12 protein-coding genes are annotated in these 18,488 nt (G+C 53.7%); 1 reads left to right on the forward strand and 11 read right to left on the reverse strand.

Going from position 1 to position 18,488, the window contains the following annotated elements; all coding sequences use genetic code 11:
- Positions 1-364: 364 nt before the first annotated feature.
- Positions 365-1,489, forward strand: coding sequence for a hypothetical protein (locus HG66A1_RS14480; RefSeq protein ID WP_145185098.1), 1,125 nt, complete (start codon positions 365-367; stop codon positions 1,487-1,489).
- Between the two features lie 159 nt (positions 1,490-1,648).
- Here HG66A1_RS14480 and HG66A1_RS14485 read toward each other — a convergent pair whose 3' ends face one another.
- From HG66A1_RS14485 to HG66A1_RS14535, 11 genes are all read right to left on the reverse strand, one after another.
- Positions 1,649-3,088: a DUF1501 domain-containing protein gene (locus HG66A1_RS14485; protein ID WP_145185102.1), complete on the reverse strand. Its 1,440-nt coding sequence runs from the start codon at positions 3,086-3,088 to the stop codon at positions 1,649-1,651.
- Between the two features lie 18 nt (positions 3,089-3,106).
- Positions 3,107-5,917: a DUF1553 domain-containing protein gene (locus HG66A1_RS14490; protein ID WP_197997146.1), complete on the reverse strand. Its 2,811-nt coding sequence runs from the start codon at positions 5,915-5,917 to the stop codon at positions 3,107-3,109.
- A gap of 309 nt (positions 5,918-6,226) precedes the next feature.
- Positions 6,227-6,739, reverse strand: a complete 513-nt coding sequence (locus HG66A1_RS14495; RefSeq protein WP_145185109.1) for a hypothetical protein — start codon at positions 6,737-6,739, stop codon at positions 6,227-6,229.
- A gap of 77 nt (positions 6,740-6,816) precedes the next feature.
- Complete coding sequence (locus HG66A1_RS14500) at positions 6,817-8,115, reverse strand: DUF1501 domain-containing protein (RefSeq protein WP_145185112.1); 1,299 nt, start codon at positions 8,113-8,115, stop codon at positions 6,817-6,819.
- A gap of 94 nt (positions 8,116-8,209) precedes the next feature.
- A complete protein-coding gene (locus HG66A1_RS14505; RefSeq protein WP_232106836.1) occupies positions 8,210-10,972 on the reverse strand; it encodes a DUF1549 and DUF1553 domain-containing protein in 2,763 nt (920 codons plus the stop codon).
- A 51-nt stretch (positions 10,973-11,023) separates the two neighbouring features.
- A complete protein-coding gene (locus tag HG66A1_RS14510; RefSeq protein WP_145185115.1) occupies positions 11,024-11,695 on the reverse strand; it encodes a hypothetical protein in 672 nt (223 codons plus the stop codon).
- 11 nt (positions 11,696-11,706) lie between these two features.
- Positions 11,707-12,279, reverse strand: a complete 573-nt coding sequence (locus tag HG66A1_RS14515; protein ID WP_145185118.1) for a hypothetical protein — start codon at positions 12,277-12,279, stop codon at positions 11,707-11,709.
- Between the two features lie 35 nt (positions 12,280-12,314).
- Entirely contained in the window at positions 12,315-12,848 is a 534-nt protein-coding gene (locus HG66A1_RS14520) for an RNA polymerase sigma factor (RefSeq protein ID WP_197997147.1), read from the reverse strand.
- A gap of 320 nt (positions 12,849-13,168) precedes the next feature.
- On the reverse strand, positions 13,169-14,206 hold the full coding sequence (locus tag HG66A1_RS14525) for a hypothetical protein (RefSeq protein WP_145185123.1): 1,038 nt from the start codon (positions 14,204-14,206) through the stop codon (positions 13,169-13,171).
- A gap of 299 nt (positions 14,207-14,505) precedes the next feature.
- Positions 14,506-16,713: a molybdopterin oxidoreductase family protein gene (locus tag HG66A1_RS14530; RefSeq protein WP_145185126.1), complete on the reverse strand. Its 2,208-nt coding sequence runs from the start codon at positions 16,711-16,713 to the stop codon at positions 14,506-14,508.
- A 27-nt stretch (positions 16,714-16,740) separates the two neighbouring features.
- Complete coding sequence (locus HG66A1_RS14535) at positions 16,741-18,486, reverse strand: DmsC/YnfH family molybdoenzyme membrane anchor subunit (protein ID WP_145185129.1); 1,746 nt, start codon at positions 18,484-18,486, stop codon at positions 16,741-16,743.
- Positions 18,487-18,488 lie beyond the last annotated feature (2 nt).

Below are 18,488 nucleotides of genomic sequence, written 5' to 3' on the forward strand. Positions count from 1 at the left end.
TGATAGATGTCTATGAGATCTACATATCTGAAACATGGGCAAAAAAATAATTGCCCTGAAACAGGCGTCTCTGTGCTTTAGTTTAGATGTTTGACCTAAGTCCTTTGAGGGGAATGCCTCACATCTGTTCGTGGCAAACAGCACAACCCCGTCAGTGTGAAACCTTGCGGTTGTCGATTTTACTTTTTTATGAAATTCGTTCCAGAATATTTTTCGACCTCACGCGCGAATTCTATGAGTGGCGAAATAGAATTAACAGATATAAATGTCGTATTTGGTGTCGAAGTCTCACGAAAAAGAAAAATCACATTCGACAGATTCGGTTTTTCTCATAATCGATAATCAAGGATTCAAGGAAATAGAAATGGATATCAAGCTGATGTGTGGTGCCGGGGCGGCACTGCTCTTCAATCTGCTGACTGTATCGGCTCAAGCTGACGAGCCGACACTCTTCGATTCACCCGATATTGAGCTGGTAAGTACGTCTGCCGAACCCGCTGAATTACAGCTGTCAGGGGCAGAAACCGAAGTTGGCGTGACACCGGATGCCGTCTTTACCGCGTATGAAGTCATTCCAGAGGCAGCCCCCTGTCAGACCTGCCAGTCAGATTGTGGCTGTCAGCAGTTCTGCCAGTGCGATTCCTGCCAGGGCTGCACACTCTGCGACCGCATTCCCCTGCTCAACCGTTTTCCCAGTGATCCCTGCTTCAAACACTGGGTGATGCCCGTCAGTAACCCTGTCTGGTCAATCGACCCGCGTTCCCTGACCTACGTCCGTGGCGTGTTTGTCAATCAGATGATCGACTCGCAAACCCCCGTACTGGGAGCCGGCGACCTGCAGGTTTATGCTCTGCAGCTGGGAATCGCCTTAAATGAGCGTCTCTCGATCATCGCTGTCAAAGACGGATTCAATACGTTACAGACTCGCGGCGTCGGCAATGCACACGGCTGGGCTGATATCGCCGCTGGTGTGAAATATGTGCTGATCCGGGATGTCGATAATCAGTTCCTGCTCTCCACCGGGATTATCTACGAAGCCCACAACGGCAGCACCCGTGTCTTTCAGGGGAACGGCCAGGGCATCTGGAACCCCTTCCTGACCGGTGGTAAGGAACTATGCAACGGCGGACACTTCATTGCCAACGCCGGTTTCCATCTCCCTGCAGATGACTTTGATAATTCCACCTCATTCTGGTACAGCCTGCACTACGATCATCCGCTGACCGAAAAACTCTCCGCCCTGGCCGAAATGAACGGCATCGTCTATACGAAAAGTGGTGGTGCTCTGCCAGTCAACTTCGAAGGGGGCGACTGGATCAACCTGGGCTCATCAAACGTAGCGGGTAACGATGTGATCACCATGGCCTTTGGTGCTGACTACAAAATCAACGAGTGCCTTTCGTTTGCCGGTGTCTGGGAATTCCCTGTTACCGAACGCAAAGATCTGCTCGACAGCCGTACCACGGTTACACTTACACTCACCTTCTAATTTCGATAACAGTGATTACATAAGCGCCTGTTATACCGGGAAAGGAGGTCCTGTATCGCATTAACGGACAATAGACTAGTTTAAACGACAGCAGGTTCGCAAATGGGGGGTCATTTGCGAACCTGTTTGTTTGCGCTTGTCAGTATTGTCTCTGTGAAATCAGGCGAACAGATCATGTACGATGCGACCTTCCACATCGGTCAGGCGGAAGTCGCGACCGGCGTGTCGGTAGGTCAGCTTTTCATGATCGATTCCCAGCAGGTGCAGCAGCGTGGCGTGCATGTCGTGCATGTGGACCTTGTTCTCAACCGCTTCATGCCCGAATTCATCGGTCGCCCCAAAGGAAAAACCAGGTTTGACACCGCCGCCGCACAGGAAGTGGGTAAAGCCTTTCGGGTTGTGATCGCGACCATCGGCCCCCTGTTTGAATGGGTTACGACCGAATTCGCCTCCCCACCAGATCAGAGTGTCTTCCAGTAGCCCGCGCTGTTTCATATCAGCGATCAACCCCGCGACCGGCTTGTCGGTTGCCCGGGCGTGGATCTCGTGCTTCTGAATTTTGCTGTGCTGGTCCCAGCGGGGTGTATTCGCATTGTCGGAATAGTTGACCTGAATATAGCGGGTCCCCGCCTCAGCCATTCGACGTGCCAGCAGGCACTGACGTCCAAAGTCGTCGGTCGCTTCATCACCAATGCCGTACATTTTGAGCGTCGCCGGAGATTCCTCAGACAGATCGGTCAGTCCCGGAGCATGTTGCTGCATGCGGAACGCGAGTTCGAATGAGTTCACAACCGCCGCCAGTTCATCATCTTCCCGATAGGACTGTAGCTGGTCGCGGTTCAGAGACTGCAGTAATGCCAGTTGCTGACGCTGCTTCCTCAGGGGAACCTGACCATTGGTGATATTGTTAAAGCGGGCCTCACTGGCGGGCTGCCCTGCTCTCCCCAGTGCCGTTCCCTGGTAATGCGAAGGCAGAAAAGCATTGGAGTAATTGCGCGGTCCACCGTTCCCATAAGAGGGAGAGATTGTAATGAAACCGGGAATGTTTTCGTTTTCTGTTCCCAGGCCATAAGTAATCCAGGAGCCAATCGAAGGCATGATCAGATTCGTAGTCCCGGTGTGCAGAAACAGCGTACTCGGACCATGGGCGACACCATTGGTGTGCATACTGTGAATGAAGCAGAGGTCATCCACATGACGTCCGATTTCCGGAAACAGGTCGGATACCCAGTGCCCGCTCTCCCCGTACTGACGGAATTTCCAGGGGGACTGCATGATCTGCTCTTTGCCGTAGGTTCCTGTCTTGGCGATGCTGCGGGAATTCTTGAATTCCATTTTCTCGCCGTTCTTCTCTTCGAGCAGCGGTTTGTAATCGAAGGTGTCGACCTGGCTCGGCCCCCCCTGCATGAAGATAAAGATGATCCGCTTGGCCCGGGCCGCGAACATCGGCTGCCGGGGTGCCAGTGGATTACCGGTAATGGGACTGGGCGTATTCCCCCGTGCCTGGGAAAGCATTCCGTTCAGGGCCAGCGCTCCGAACCCGCAGGCGGAAGAACGCAGCAGTTGACGTCGTGTCACAGGGTTATATTGAACTGACATGGAATCACTCCAGGTTCGTTATTGAATGTAGCGAAAATCAATACAGGCAATCATGGTCTGGCAGAAGGCGGTCCAGGCTTCGATCTGTTCCGAAGCGGTTTCTGTCTGCGACAGTTCCAGGAATCGCTCTGCATTTGCCTTCTCTGTTGCGTATGGCAGACGTCCCAGCATGATCCTGAATAAGGCGTCAATGCGGGCTGACTGATCGGCAGGATAGTCGTGATTCACGCGCCGAGCGATCTGCTCGGCCTGCTGCATCACGAAAGGGTTATTCATCAGATACAGCGCCTGTGTGGACAGAGTACTTGTATTTCGACGACCCACGGACAGATTGGGATCAGGGAAGTCAAACACTGCCAGCAGTTCGTGCAGACGATTGCGGAATACCGGGATGTAGACACTGCGGTAATTGTTCCTGAACTCGTAACCGTATTCTGATTTCGTACCGGGACGAACCGTCTGATCGTGCTGCTTGAGGTCGAGGTCACCGCTGACGAACAGGATCGTATCGCGAATCGCTTCAGCATCCAGTCGACGGTGGTTCTGATGTGTGAGCAGGCGATTGTCCGGATCGGCAGCACGCTGTGCAGCCGTAGAATGACTGGAGAGTCGATAGGTTCGCGATAAAACAATGTCACGAATCAGGGCCTTGGTTGACCAGCCGTTTTCGATCAGACGCTGTGCCAGGTAGTCAAGCAGTTCGGGGTGCGAGGGTGTTTCTCCCCGTACTCCAAAGTTGTCCACGGTTCGCACCAGTCCGGCACCGAACAGATGCTGCCAGACGCGATTCGCATACACGCGGGCGGTCAGTGGATTCTCCGGGCTGGCAACCCATTCCGCCAGTTGCAGACGCCCGCTGGCATCAGCGGGAATCGACGGAGCCGACTCAGTCTGGGCGACAGTGAGAAATCCGCGCGGGACCTTCTTGCCCAGTTGATGCACATTCCCGCGAATCAGCAGATGGTAATCACCTGGTTCCTCCCCTTCGTAGACCGACATGATTTCCGGCACTTCCGGAGGCGCGTTCTGCTTGCGTTCGGCAATCTCGTCCCGAATGGATTTGATTTTACGCTGCGTGGCTTTGATCTTGCTTAAAGTCTGCTCGTATTCAGGATTGACTTCCGATTCTGTTTCGCTGGTAGAGGCGCTGACGGGAATCGACACGAAGCGGATCGCATCGACAATCACGTAGCCATCGGTGCCTTCATTCGAGACAACGATTTCTTCTTCTTCTGTCCCCCGGAAGTCAAACTTACCCAGTGAGGCGAATGTGCCATCCGTCGGTTGTACCCGCTGGTTGACATACACGGTCTGCTGACCGGTTGCAGTCTTGATGGTGACGGGCACACGCGAAGCGCGGGACTCAGCGGAGTTGTAAGCCAGTTGCACATCGTAACGCCCTGACTTGAGCTGTCGTGGCGTGAATTTGACCAGCTTTTTGCCTTTGGCCTGTTGCTGGTCATGGATGTAGCCTTTGCCGATGAAGTCTTTATAGAAGGTGGATTGCTTCCAGTCTCCGACCAGGGTCGCGGACGAATCATCGAGTGTGATTGTATTCAGTTCCGCCTTCAGTTGTTTCAATTCTTTCTGGCTGGCTTTCTGCTCAGACGTGAGTTGTGCCAGAGCTTTCTCATACTCGATTCGCGCCTGTTCCTGCTGACCCGGGAGTGGCAACGGGCGTTTCGTCCAGCCGGAAACATTACCGGGGGTCAGCACCTTGGTGCTGCGGAGAATGCCGGCCAGGGCGTAATAATCGGAGGCGGGAATGGGATCGAACTTGTGATCGTGGCAACGGGCACAGCCAAGCGTCATCCCGAGGAAGGATCGACCGATGGTCTGAATCTGCTCATCGATCACGTCCATCCGCAGTTGTTCTTTATCCTGCTGTTCGTAATTGGTCGGTCCCAGCAGCAGAAAGGCGGTCGCAATGAGTTGGTCCTGACGCTCGCGGAAGTCATCTGAGTCCAGCAGGTCGCCGGCGATCTGTTCCTTGATGAACTGATGAAACGGCTTGTCCTCGTTGAAAGAGTCGATGACATAGTTGCGATATCGCCAGGCGGAGTTGTAGAGCAGAGAACGACCTCCGCCCGTCGACTGAGAGAAGCGTGCCACGTCCAGCCAGTAGCGGCCCCAGCGCTCACCGAAATGGGGGGAATCCAGCAGTTGGTCGACCAGGCGGGCCGTTGCATCCTCACTGGTGTCATTCAGGTACGCATCGATCTGGGCGGGAGTCGGTGGCAGACCGGTTAAGTCATAATACAGGCGGCGAACCAGAGTCGTCCGATCAGCGAGTTCCGACGGCTGCAAAGCCTGCTGCCTGGAACGAATGAAAGCATCGATGGGACTCTGCTTCCAGGCCTGTTCTGTGACCTGGGGAGGATTCGATTGCTTTACAGGCTGGAAGGACCAGAACTGCCGACCCTGTTCGAGATCGATCTGCTGGCTGACGACCTTGCTTTCGCCTTTGCGTGGATCGGGAGCCCCCATTTTGATCCAGGTTTCGAAATCCTGAATGATTTCATCGGAGAGCTTCCCCGACGGAGGCATTTCATAACTCTCGAACCGCAGTGATTCGAGCAGCATGCTCTCTTCAGGTTTCCCGGGGACAACAGAAGGGCCGGAATCGCCCCCCTGCAAGGTTCCCGCGCGGGTGTCCAGCAACAGTCCGCCGCGAATCGATTTCGCATCCGCAGCGTGACATTCGTAGCAGTGTTTGATCAGAACCGGTCGAATTTTCGTTTCGAAGAATTCAACTTCATGATCCTTGAGCGGGGCTTCTTCTGCGGAGAGATCCTGCAGGTTCGTGAATGTTAATGCTGTAATAGCCATTAAAAGCATTAACCAGGATTGTCGCGCGTGCCGCCGCATTGCCAGTACTCCTCACCTCTGAAACAGAGAGATGGATCTGTCGATCTTCAGAAACAGACGTATTTAATCAACTTATGTTTATATCAAGATTTACGTGTGGAAACAACTCTTTTTTGCCCGTCTGACCCATTCACATTTATTCATATCGGGGATATCTGGTACGAAGATACAAAAAAAATCCCCCGACTCGGTTTACGGAATCGGGGGAGCGAATAGTGACAGGCTTGCCTGTTCCTTCAGCACGTTGGAACAGGCACCTTATCAACAGTACTAGCTGTTTTTCTTTTTCTTTTTGCCAGCTTTACCCGGTTTTTTAATTTTGGCGAGCTGTTCTGAAGTCAGAACTGATTCCAGCTTGCCACGGACTTCTCCGTTCAGTTTGCGGGTAGCAGCAGTCACTTCCTTCATCTGCTTTTGCTGCTCGTCAGTCAGTTTGACGGCTTCGTCTACAGATTCACGAAGTTCTTTTCCTTTTTTTCCGGCATCTTTCGCTGCTTTCATGGCTTCCCGACGGGCTTTCAGCTGATCAGGAGTCAGGATTTCGCGATTTTTCTTCTGCAGGGCGACAAATTGCGGCGTGTATTCTTTCTTCAGCGCGGCAACTTTTTCTTTCTGCTCTGCACTCAGTTCGATGGAGTCAGGCAGGTTCAGGGCCTGGATCCGAACTGCGGGCTGCTTCTTGTTGCCTTTTTTCTTTTTGGCACCTTTTTCAGCTGCATCAACAGTCGCGACACAGGCCAGGATCAGAGCAAAGGTCAGAAGCGCTTTCGATACTTTCAACATTCGTATTCCCCCTCAGGAAATTATATAAAATGCCAGAGAACACCATTGCACCTGGCGGTTGAAACCAATGCTCAGTTTTAGCTGAACAGTTCGTTAATTACGGAACCATCGCGTACGATTGTGATCGGACGACCGGTGTTCGTGTGGTATTCCCGGGTAAAGTCAATCCCCAGGTTGTGGTAGAAGGAAGCAGCAACATCGTCGGGAGACCGACCGGCGTCAGCAGGCTCAGTCCCATTGGCGGTACTTTTACCGATGACCTGGCCGCCTTTGACCATGCCACCTGCCATCAGCATGAACATGCAACGGGGATAGTGATCCCGTCCGCCACGCTGAGTGTTGATCTTGGGGGTACGACCGAATTCCCCGGTGACGTACACTGCCGTGGTTTCCAGCAGACCCTTTTCAGCCAGTCCGTTGAACAGAGCAGACAGCCCTTCATCGAACGGAGGCAGCAGGCGGTTTTCCAGGCTTTCCCAGTTGTTGCGGTGTGTATCCCAGCCCCCCATGGAGACCGTGACGAACCGCACGCCAGATTCCACCAGCCGCGATGCCAGCAGACAGCTCTGACCAAAACTTGATTCGCCGAACTGTTTCGTGAATGCCGGCGATTCTTTCGAAATGTCGAAGGCATCACGGGCACGCTTGGAAGTGATAATGGCATGCGCCTGCTGTCCAAAACGATCCAGACCTTCGATCAACTGCGAATTCTTTTCCAGGCTGTTGAAAGTCTGGTCGATATCCCGCAGCAGTGTCTCGCGGCGTTCGATGTTTTCGACGGTCAATCCTGAACGCAGTGAAATGCCACGCACGTTGAACGGCTGACCGGGACGAGGAGTCGCACCGGTATTCAGCGGAGCGTACTTCACTCCCAGGAAGCCTGGTTTCTGAGTGGAGTTCGGAATCGAAACATAAGGCGGCAGGTTAGCCGGTCCTGGATATTCCTTGGTGAAGACCGCACCATATCCCGGGTATTCCAGAGAAGGCAGCGGACGGCTGCCGGTGTTGACATATTCACGACCCAAAGCATGCGCGGCAACGGAGTGAGAGACACCCCGCAGCAGAGCGTACTTATCCATGCAGGAAGCCAGTTTGGGCAGATGCTCGGAGATCTCGATGCCACTCACATTCGTTTTGATCTGCTTGAATTCGCCCCGGTATTCACTGGATGATTCCGGTTTGAGGTCGAAAGTATCCATGTGAGAAGGACCGCCGGAAAGCTCGATGAAGATGGCGGAAGTCGCCTGCTTCGGTTTTGCTTCGCCGGCATCCACCATCCGCAGATAAGAGGAGAGTGTCAGCCCGGTGAAACCGAGCGTCCCGATTTTCAAAAAGTCGCGGCGCTTCACTCCATCGCATGTCATAGATACGGCCATTAGAGTTCCTTTCAGAATGAGGTGCCTGAATCACGGCGTTCAGGCTGTGTGTGGATGTAATTGTTTGAATATGGTTCTTGTCTGCCGAAGCGGTTTAGTGATTCAGCATGAATTCTTTGGTATTCAGTACGGCCCAGATCAGGTCGTAAATACCAGCCATTTTGTCTTTCGATTCTTCGATGTACTTCTTCGCAGACTCGGTTTCCTGTTCCGTGGGATAACGGCTCAGGCTCCGCAGGTATGTCCGGGTGATGATCTCTTCGGTTTTCTCTGCGGAGATCGGTTCTTCCAGGGTTTGCACCTTGGCCGGACTGTTCTGGGCACGACCTGCGTTCTGTCGGACTTTCTTCAGTTCTGCAGTCAGAGTTCGCAGACGCTTCTGTGCCTGTTGCAGCTGCTTTTTCTTATCTTCCTGCTTCTTGAGCTGGGCAACCCGCTGTTTCAACTGCTGAGCCTGCTCTTTGAGCTGATCGGCACGGTCGTTCATGCGAGTTTTCTGAGCATTCTTAGCTTCAACGGCTCCCAGTTGCTGTCCCACCTGGAACAGCCAGCTGCTGTTGGAGCGGTTGATGGCGGAATACACATCGTTGTCGTTCTTGATGTACATGGTCTGCAGCAGGCTGGGATCGACAGAGCGATCGCAGTCACAGTTGCTTTCCCGTGTCGAGCGTCCGAAGATTGTCAACGCGTATTGCTTGTCGCGGAGAGCCCGGTTACGGACACCCGAAGCTGCGATGCCGATAGCCCGTTCGCCGACACTGTTCTTCATGCTGTCGATGGCATCATCCGAAGCGGTTGCCTGGTGAATCGCATCGTAGAGCACTTCCGCCGGCATCCGGTGAGGAATGTAGTGGCTGAAGTTGACTTCATCGAGTTCGTTGGTCGGGTTGGTTTTCCAGCTGCGCTGGTAGGTGTCGCTGTTGGCGATCTCCCGATGCAGCCATTTCATGTCGTAATCGTGTTTCACGAATTCACGAGAAAGGTAATCCAGCAGTGGAGCATTGCTCGGAGGATTGGCCAGGTTCAGGTCATCAGCCGGTTCAATGATGCCCCGGTTGAAATAGGCAGACCAGACACGGTTCACGAATGCTTTCGCGAAGAATGGGTTATTTTCCCGACGTAACCATTCCATCAACGCAGCGCGGGGATCATCCATTTCGTTGATCTCGACGACTTCGGCTCCCAGAAGCTTGGCGGTAGCCGGGCTCTGGTTGCGTCCCTGTCGACGCTGTTTTTTGTTTTTGTTCTTATTTTGATTCTTGTTCGCAGGACGGGCCTTGGGAACATACACTTCCATGAAAGGTACGGTTTCCCCTTTGTTAACCTGTTTATTCAGCTCGCGGAGTAACTGGTTACCGCGGAGCTTGTCTGCGCCCAGTTCTTCGACCATCGCCGCATATTCCTGGCGTGACTCAGGATTGACGCCGAAGTTGACGCGGGTAAAGAAGCCGCGGAATTCTTTGAAGTCGTTCTGGGTCCACTGGTCAAAGGGGTGCTTATGGCACTGGGCACATTGAATGCGAATCCCCAGGAAGGTATAGGCGAAGCCGAGTACCCGGTCGTCTGGGTTACGGAAATTCCGCCGGGCCCAGTAGTAAGGCATGTGCTCGCGATCAGCGAAATCCTGTCCCGGTTTGTCCTGGTAAATGGCGTTCATGTTCTTGGTGAACTGATCGAAGTCTTCCCCTTTTTCGCGGCTGGTGGCCAGCAGGATGCCTTCGACAATGTCGTCATAGCCAACGTTGTCTGTAACGCGTTTTTTAATCCAGTCGTACCATTCCTGGCTCGGTTTGTCGCGAACAGGAGCGACATTGATCAGATCGTCATAGTTGTTCTGGGTGAAATCACAGAGCTTTGTCGTCCACCAGGCAGCGTAGCCGGGGCTTTCCAGCAACTCGTCGATTTTTTCAGCACGTTTGTTGGGAGAGGTATTCTTGAGGAAGGCTTCAACTTCATGCGGTGCAGGCAAGGTTCCGGACAGGTCCAGGCTGACGCGGCGGAGGAACTCGGTGTCATCACAGAGATCTGCGGGGACCACGCCCAGCTTCTGCAGTTTGTTGACGACCAGCTTGTCGACCTTGGTTGAAGCAGCAACCTGTGGATACTTGTCGCCATACTGATCGGAAACGGGCTGCAGTACGGGAACGGGAATCACGCCGGCATCGTAGAACACGACCACGTGCGTATCGCCTGGTTTGTTGGAAGTGACCAGACCTTCTTCATTGATGGTTGCGATCTGCTCGTTGTTCGTCTGGAAGCGGCAGATGGGTGTCACGTTTTCACGGGTACCATCAGACCAGACAGCAACCGCTTTCAGCTGAACGGTCTCCCCTTCTTTGCTGAACTGAATCGCATTTGGAGTGACTTCCAGGCGATCGAACTTGGGTGCGTTTTTAGGTACTCCCTGTGCGCCGCCGGCAATCCAGCGGGTCAGCAGGCGATGCTGCCAGCTGTTGAGCTCGAAACGTTTGCCCCCTTCGTGTTCAATTTCATTCAAAGGCTTCTGAATGATCAGGCTTTTGCCGGGCTCTTTCATGTTGACCCGGTCAGCTTCGGCGTTGGTCAACTCTTTGTGGTCCATGACGAAGTCGTAACCGAACAGAGACAGACGGAAATCGCCTTTGCCCTGGAACGAACCGTGACAGGCGCGGCCGTTACAGCCCAGTTTTCCCAACAAAGGCACGACGTGCTGCTGGAACTGGGGAACTTCCTGAGTGGACTCATCAGCATACCGCTGATCGACCGGCTGTTTCACCTGATCGGATTCTGCGGCGGTCGCTGTCAGGGAAAACAGCGCCAGTGCCAGCATACCTGCTGTGAGAGAGTAAACACTACGATAGAGTTTGAGTGATTTCATACCACACCTTGCAATAAGGAAGACAACTGTGTCTGTCAAAAGGTAATCCGGTTACTTTTTGTCGCTTGTTTTGGACTTGGTTTTCTTGAGATTTCGCTTAATGCGTTTCAGCTCGTCATCGACGAGCTGGTCCCGGTTCTGTTCCATCTCGGAGATGGATTTCTCCAGTTTCTGCAGACGCTTCTCTGCGGATTTCTTTTCGTGCTGTAACAGTTCCAGCTGCAGATCCACGCGCTGCTTCAAAAGTGATTTGAGTTCCGCCTGGTCTGCATCGCTCCCCTTGATCGAAACCCGGGCCGCCAGCAGACGAATGCGGGAATCGACTTCCCAGCGTTCGAGTGTCAGGCGATAGCGTTCGCCATCCCGATGTTTGAACCGTTCGAGACGGGTCAGCGTTGTATCCAGGTCACGGACAGCCCGACGGTATTCGCGGGGACGATGTTTTTTGAGTCGTTCGATCAGTTCGGCCAGCTCGGGGTGATGCGAGCGGGCAAACTCCAGCGCCTGTTTTTCACGCTCCGGGGAGAGTGCACCAGCATTTTTTGGTTCTTTCCGGGCACCGTCTGCTTTGTCCCCTGCTTTCTTCGATGCTTCTTTGGAAACATTGACGGTGGCCGAGGCCCGGGGATCTTCCGCGGAGAGCGTACTGCCGGTGATCAGGGTCAGGCAAAACAGACAGACCCAGGTCAGGAGCGGACATTGATCGACGGTGAAACGGTTCATACTTCGCATGCTCAATTGACGCTTTCTTCCGGAAGTGATACAGCCGTGTAGAGCCAGTCCGGAACTTCCAGGGACTGGTTGTCAGCGAGCACATTCTGTTGATCGCTGAATTCAACCGTTTCCGTATTCATGTTCGAGGTGAGTGCGACGTTGCTTTCCTGGGAAGACTCAGCCCAGAGGCTCAGCAAATATTCGGCATCTTCAGTAGAAGGTTCGGTCTGAGCGGTGGGGATTGTGGGGGTGTCCGTAGTGCCAGTCGATTTGAACAGACTGGGAACCAGCAACGCTACAGCGGCGGCGGTGGTCAGCAGTCCCCAGAAGGCCCAACGGGTAGTTGAGGTCGTTTCCGGCTGTTGAGCAGCAGCGACTGTCTCCTGCGCGACAGATTGGGACGCGATGGACTTCAGACCGGCAACCAGCTGAGTGGCATGGGCCAGTGCTTCGCGGGCAGACTGCTTTTCGGCCAGCAGGGATTCGAACTGCAGGCACTCCTGCTCCGAAAGCTCATTGGCCACGTATTGAAACGCCAGCCATTCCAGGTCGCCGGTTTGATCTGCATCCAAATTGTCAGGTGAATTATTCATAGCGGTCATCTTAAACAGTGGCGGACAAGTGAGACTCAGGAATCATCTGAAGGTGAGTTCAATTGCCGGGACAGTGTTTGAATCGCGAGCCTCATTCTGGTGAGCACAGTTCCCAAAGGAATCTCCTGTTCTTCCGAGATCTCTTTGAAAGTCTTGTTATCGTAAATCCGGGCGATGACAATCACCCGCTGGTTGTCTGGCAGGCTTTCAAGGGCCTGTCGGATCTGTTCCTGGTTTTCGTGATCCAGAAGTCGCTGATCTGGTGCCTCGTCCCAGAACTGGCTGGTCATCTGGCTGAGATCGTTCAGTGACTTCCTGTGGACTTTATCGCGACGGATAAGGGCCATCGCTTCATGGTAGGCGACACGAAACAACCAGCCCTTGCGGGTCTCTTCCCGAGACTGACCTCCTGACTGGAGTGCTTTGGAAAAGGTAAGCTGGAATGCTTCATCTGCCAGATCATGGTTGCGGAGCATACCCGTCAAAAAAGCGCGCAATTCGCCTGCATGAGTCTCAAACAGTTGATGGACGATCTCGGGGGCGAGCTTGCCATCGTTACCGGTGGCCAATATCTACTCCCGTTTACATAACAAAACCACGGCTTTTAGTAACAACGATGCACGAGCAGGCGGATTTATTTTCAGAATCTCGAATAATTCTGAAAGATCCACAAAGAATACTGAGAAGACATAAGTCCCAATGTGGCAGGTGGATAGGGGTGATTTGTCTGTCCCATGGCGGATTATTTATCCGTCAGAATACTCCGCTTTCACGAGAGATGCAAAATAAATTCGCGGTTTCTGAGGCCTGGTGAGAGGGACAGCATTGAGTATCAGTCAGGGCGTGACAGTAGACAGTGAGGTCTGGCGGGAAGAAATGTGCAGTGTTTTCAGTTGCTGAAATAGATGGCCGGCACAATGGCTTCCGCAATTTGTGGGTGGCTGTAGTAGTTAGGGAACATGTGGCCTCCCCCAACACACTGTGAGACATCGATATCGTGGACGCGGTTGACGTCATCTCCCAGTTTACGACGGTCCAGCCAGGTAAAGCCGGTCTTGGCAAGCGCCCGTCGCGAGATCGGCGCGAGCACTGGATAGAACCGCAGAATCCGGTCCTTATGGTTTCTCAGGTTGACCAGGCAGTCAGTACAGTTCAATCCGCAGCCATAACGATCACCGGGGTTTAGCCAGTTGTGATTGATCGCCGCAGCGGCAAAGACGACGCGGAAGTGCCGACAATGGCAGCAGATCTCTAGTCCACAATCCTGCAGGGAAACTCCCTGAATCGATCCCCCGCCAATCAGGTGCATTGTAGAAGCGACCACCCGGGCACCGTGACTGTGACCCAGCAGGCTGATCGGATGGTGAGGCGGCAGTTCGGCGATCAGTCGAGAAACATAGAAACCGTTATACTCGGCCCGTTTCCCCAGGATATTGACATCGACGGGAACAATCTTCGTCGGTGTATCATCGCTGGGCCAGGTAAAGAAGATCACGTTTAAAGGCAGGTGCGGGGCCGCATTCCTCAGCCAGAGATACGTATTATAAGAATCGAGGAGTATACTCTCCCATTTGACGAAACTCCCATGCACCATAATGCAGATAGGGGCATTCGGATCCAGGGACTGCAGCAGACTCTCCATCGACTGAGTAGAAACCCTCCCGGCTTCGTCTGAGTGATAGACTTCAAAATCGCAGCAGGGACAGCAGCACTTGCTCTTTTGCATACAGCAACGCGAACTGACGACCCAGTAATTGATCTCTGGAACGCAGGAGGTGCAATCCGGGGTATTCACGCATTGTCCCGGCTCCTGGTCGCAGCCCGGTGCAGGAGGCACCCCCTGACCAAATACGGGAGCGACAAACAGCAGTAGACAACAGAAGATACCCGCCTTGAGGTGCATGGATTGAGTTTGCAGTAAATTCATGGGCCCGGTTTATGAAATTCAATGGATGAGGGGGTGTCATCGTCTCACATGCAGCGCGCACTGTCTGAGGTAATTTCCCGTAAGTGCTTATAGAGGGGTATCGGTAATCGCCGGGACTCTTTAGCGCGATTTAATACAAACTCCGGTTCTGCCGACGCCGGGAAGATATTTTGCGAAAATGAAGCCGAGGGGGAGAATTGTGCTCAAGTACTGTCGTTCTGGTGTGTGGTCGGACCGGTCACCTGAGGGAGAAATGTTCCTGCTTCCTGGAAAGAAATGGTGCCAGTCTTCCGGGGGCGTCACTCATTAATAATTCGCACAGCACAACATTTATAGGAAGGCTGACTGGAGTGCGGGTCGAAGACGGCATCGGTCAACTGGTTGGTCTCTTCATAATGCATGGGGATGAAAAGCTGTCCCGGTTGGACCGACTGGGTAATAAACGCGCGAGCTTTCAGACGACCGCGTTGTGACTCCACAAAGATCAGGTCATTGGGTTGAACGGAGTGCTTCTGCGCATCCTCCGGATTGATCTCAACATAGATTCGATTGGGATACAGCTTCCGCAAGACATCGGAATTCCGTGTGCGGGTCTGTGTGTGCCACTGGGAGGCAGTGCCCCGTCCCGTCAATAAGACGAAGGGATACTGTTCGCTGGGCGCTTCCGGCATCCTGGTCGGTTCAGAAAAGACAAACCGCGCCCGACCATTCTCGTGAAAGTAGCGACCATCCTCGAACAGTCTGCGTTGCTGTTGTGGTGGTTCTGTTTCACTGGCTGCAAACGGCCACTGGATTCCCCCCTGCTCTTCGATGGCGGTATAGTCTTCGATCCCGGAGAAATCACAGGCCTGGCCGGCACTCAGCTTTTTCATCAACTGGAAAACTTCCGCGGGAGAACTCCACTGCGAGAACATCTCACCACAGCCCCAGTACTGGGCGATCAGTTTGAAGATAGAGAAATCAGACAACGCCTGTCCTGGTGCCCGCTTGATGCGTTTGACCCGACCGATGCGACGTTCTGCGTTAATGAAGGTCCCCTCTTTCTCGCCCCAGCCTGCTGCGGGCAGGATCAGGTCGGCATGGCGCGCCGTTTCGGTGGTGTGATACATATCCTGTACTACCAGGAAATCGAGCCGGTCCAGAATGTCGCGGGCCTGTCCCTGGTTGATCCAGGAATGCGCGGGGTTCGTGCAGATGACCCACAGGCCTTTGATTTTACCCGCCAGAATCCCTTCCATGATCTTATGGTAAGGCAGACTGTTCTCAGCGGGAATCCGATCCACGGGAATGTCAAGAATATCAGCCACCTTCGCCCGATGGCGGTCATTCAGGAAATCGTGACCACCCAGCAGGTTGGTTGTATTACTGAAAAGACGCGATCCCATCGCATTGCATTGACCGGTAATCGAATTAGGACCAGTTCCGGGCCGACCGATGTTTCCCGTCATCAATGCCAGGTTGATGATCGCCTGGGCGGTGCGTACTCCCTGGTAACTCTGATTGACCCCCATAGTCCACCAGAACGATACCCGTTTGCCTGTGTGAATCAGTTCGACCAGCTGTTCGATCTTTTCCTGGCTGACGTCGGTTTCTGTTGTGATACGTTCTAATGGATAATCGCGCACATGGGCTTTGAAATCGTCGAAGTCTTCCGTATGTTCGCGCACGTAGTCCGCGTCGACATAGCCCTTCTGAATCAGCAACTGGGCAATCCCGTAAAACAGAGGCATGTCTGACTTGGGTGCGATCTGCAGATGCAATGTCGACTGCATCGCGGTTTCCGTCTTCCGCGGGTCGACAACAACGATCTGCGGCGAATGGGGGTTCCGCATCACACGTTCCCACATGATCGGATGCGCGATACAGGGATTCGCGCCCACAAAAACCAGTACGTCTGATTCTTCGAGGTCCTGGTAAGTGAATGGTGGTGCATCGAAGCCGAAGGACTGCTTATAGGCGGTCACCGCGGAAGCCATGCACTGACGCGTATTGCCGTCTCCATGTACCATGCCCATCCCAAATTTGGCCAGCGCGCCCAGGAAAGCCATTTCCTCGGTGACCATCTGACCGGTACTCAGGAACGCGACCGATTCATCGCCATGCTTTTCCTGGATGGCTTTGAACTTACTGGTAAACAGGCTCAGTGCGGAATCCCAGTCGACCGGTTCCCAGTGATTGGGGGACTTTTTCACCAGCGGACTGACGGCCCGATCCGGCGAATCAAGTACCGACAGTGCTTCCCAGCCTTTGGGACAGGCCATGCCCAGGTTGACAGGATATTCGGTCGTGGGACTGATGCAGACCCCTTCGCCGTTTTTCAGATGAATATTCAGATTACATCCGGTGCCGCAGAAGCCACAGACCATTTGAGTAGTCGCATCGGGTAAGTTTTTCTCAGGGACTTTGCCCAGACCGAAGCCGCCGGGTGAGAGCAGTAATTCCCGGGTGAGATGGCCCTCTTTCTGATGAATCAGAGAGCTTAATTTTGATTGATCGATTATCGACATCGAAACACCGAGTCCTGTCCGAGTAATTTAGTGGATCACACCAGGCATGCGGGGAGCGGCTACCGCAGAGAAGAACAGATAACGTTCCAGGAGTTCACCAGCTAAACAGGCTATGAATAAAATACTAACAATAAGGAATAAAGTCAGGTTCTGAACCGGTTGCGTCTGTTGGTTCAGCAGAAACAGAGGCATCAGGATGCCTCCTAAAATACCGCAGGCAAAACGGGCCAACGTCACGCTGGAGAGTTCCCCACTCATCAGCAACGCAGAACGTTTCAAAGGCGAGTTCTGACGCCGCAGCAGATACCGGAAGATAGAAGTCTCAAATCCCAGTTTGAGCACGGTCGTCACGATCAGCGCTTTGGAGAGAATCGGGCCGGCCTGTGCCAGCAGCAGATTGGTCGCGGCAGAATTGACTGTCAGATTCAAGGCGAAAATGACCACCCACGTGGAGGCAATCCCCAGCAGCGCTGCGGTGAGCACAAACTTGGTTGTGGTGGCTTCGAAACTCCAGAATTCACGTTTGGTAAAGACATAGATCATGATGGAGCAGAAGATCCCAACTGCACCCAGGGCACTGACCAGCCAGCCTGCGGCAGGTTGCCAGACCTGCCAACTGGGTAACAGTGATCCGGCAAACCAGGTCAGGCCGGCATAGACCTGCGCCGCACCGGCAAACACACCAAAGGCCAGGATTTCCCGGCTCAACCAGGAATGCTTGAGTCCGAGAATACCACGGAAGGCATACAAAGGACGCCCCAGGTGCAACGTGGAAGCCCCCAGTGCCAGCAAACCAAAGAGTAAGGCTGTCGTCGCTGAGAGGCGTACCATCACTGATGTGGTCTCAGCACTGAGAAAGTACTCCAGCACGGAGCCGGTGAAAAAGGCACCAACGGACAGCTGTGTCAGCACCAGCATGATCACCAGAGGGAAATGTGCATGTTGTGGACGGGCAGAATAATAGTCGGCCGGCAGCGTATTCCGCGGGAACGGCTTACGTGATTTATAGGTGGTAGTGGGATACGTGTGCTGAGGATCGGGGGCTGCGGGAAGAAATGTGTTGATTTCCGAGTCAGCCAGAACCTGTTCTTTATTGACGATATCAATCGAAATCGCCTGGTGCGGACAGGCCTGCACACAGGCCGGAGCTTCGCCGTCTGTCAACCGCTGACTGCACATGTCGCATTTGCGGACAATCCCCTTCTGGCTGTGATACTTGGGCACATCGTAGGGACAGGCCAGTGTGCAGTATTGGCAGCCGAAGCATTGATCGTCGAGATGTTTCACAATTCCCGTGATGGGATCTTTTTCATACGCATTCACCGGACAGGCCTGCATGCAGCCAGGGTCCAGGCAGTGATGACAGGCGGTGGTGACGTGCTGGTAAATCGGGTCCTGGCTGGTCCCACCGATCAACAGACCCACGTCGCGCCAGGTTTCATTTTCATCCAGCCCATTCATTGAGTGGCAGGCGGTGACACAGGCTTTGCATCCCGAACAGCGATCAAGGTCGACCTGAAATGCATACTGTTCGCCGGACTGTGGTGATTTGGAAGGAATCAGATCCGCATAGTAACGCGACTGAGCCGGGAGGGCTTCTGCTTCATACTGACGGGCAAATTCGTCGACGGCGGTCAGAGTCTGTTGCTCTTCCAGCAACAGTGAAATCAGGTCGAATTCCTGATGACAGGTCGCTGTTCCCTGTGAAGCCGAGTTGTTCCCATCCAGAGGCGCGTCTGAACCGGTGTTTTGTTCGTCGAAGTTGAAGCTCATGA

Origin of the sequence: Gimesia chilikensis, from assembly GCF_007744075.1 — a bacterium.
In the GTDB taxonomy this organism is placed as follows: Bacteria; Planctomycetota; Planctomycetia; order Planctomycetales; family Planctomycetaceae; genus Gimesia; species Gimesia chilikensis_A.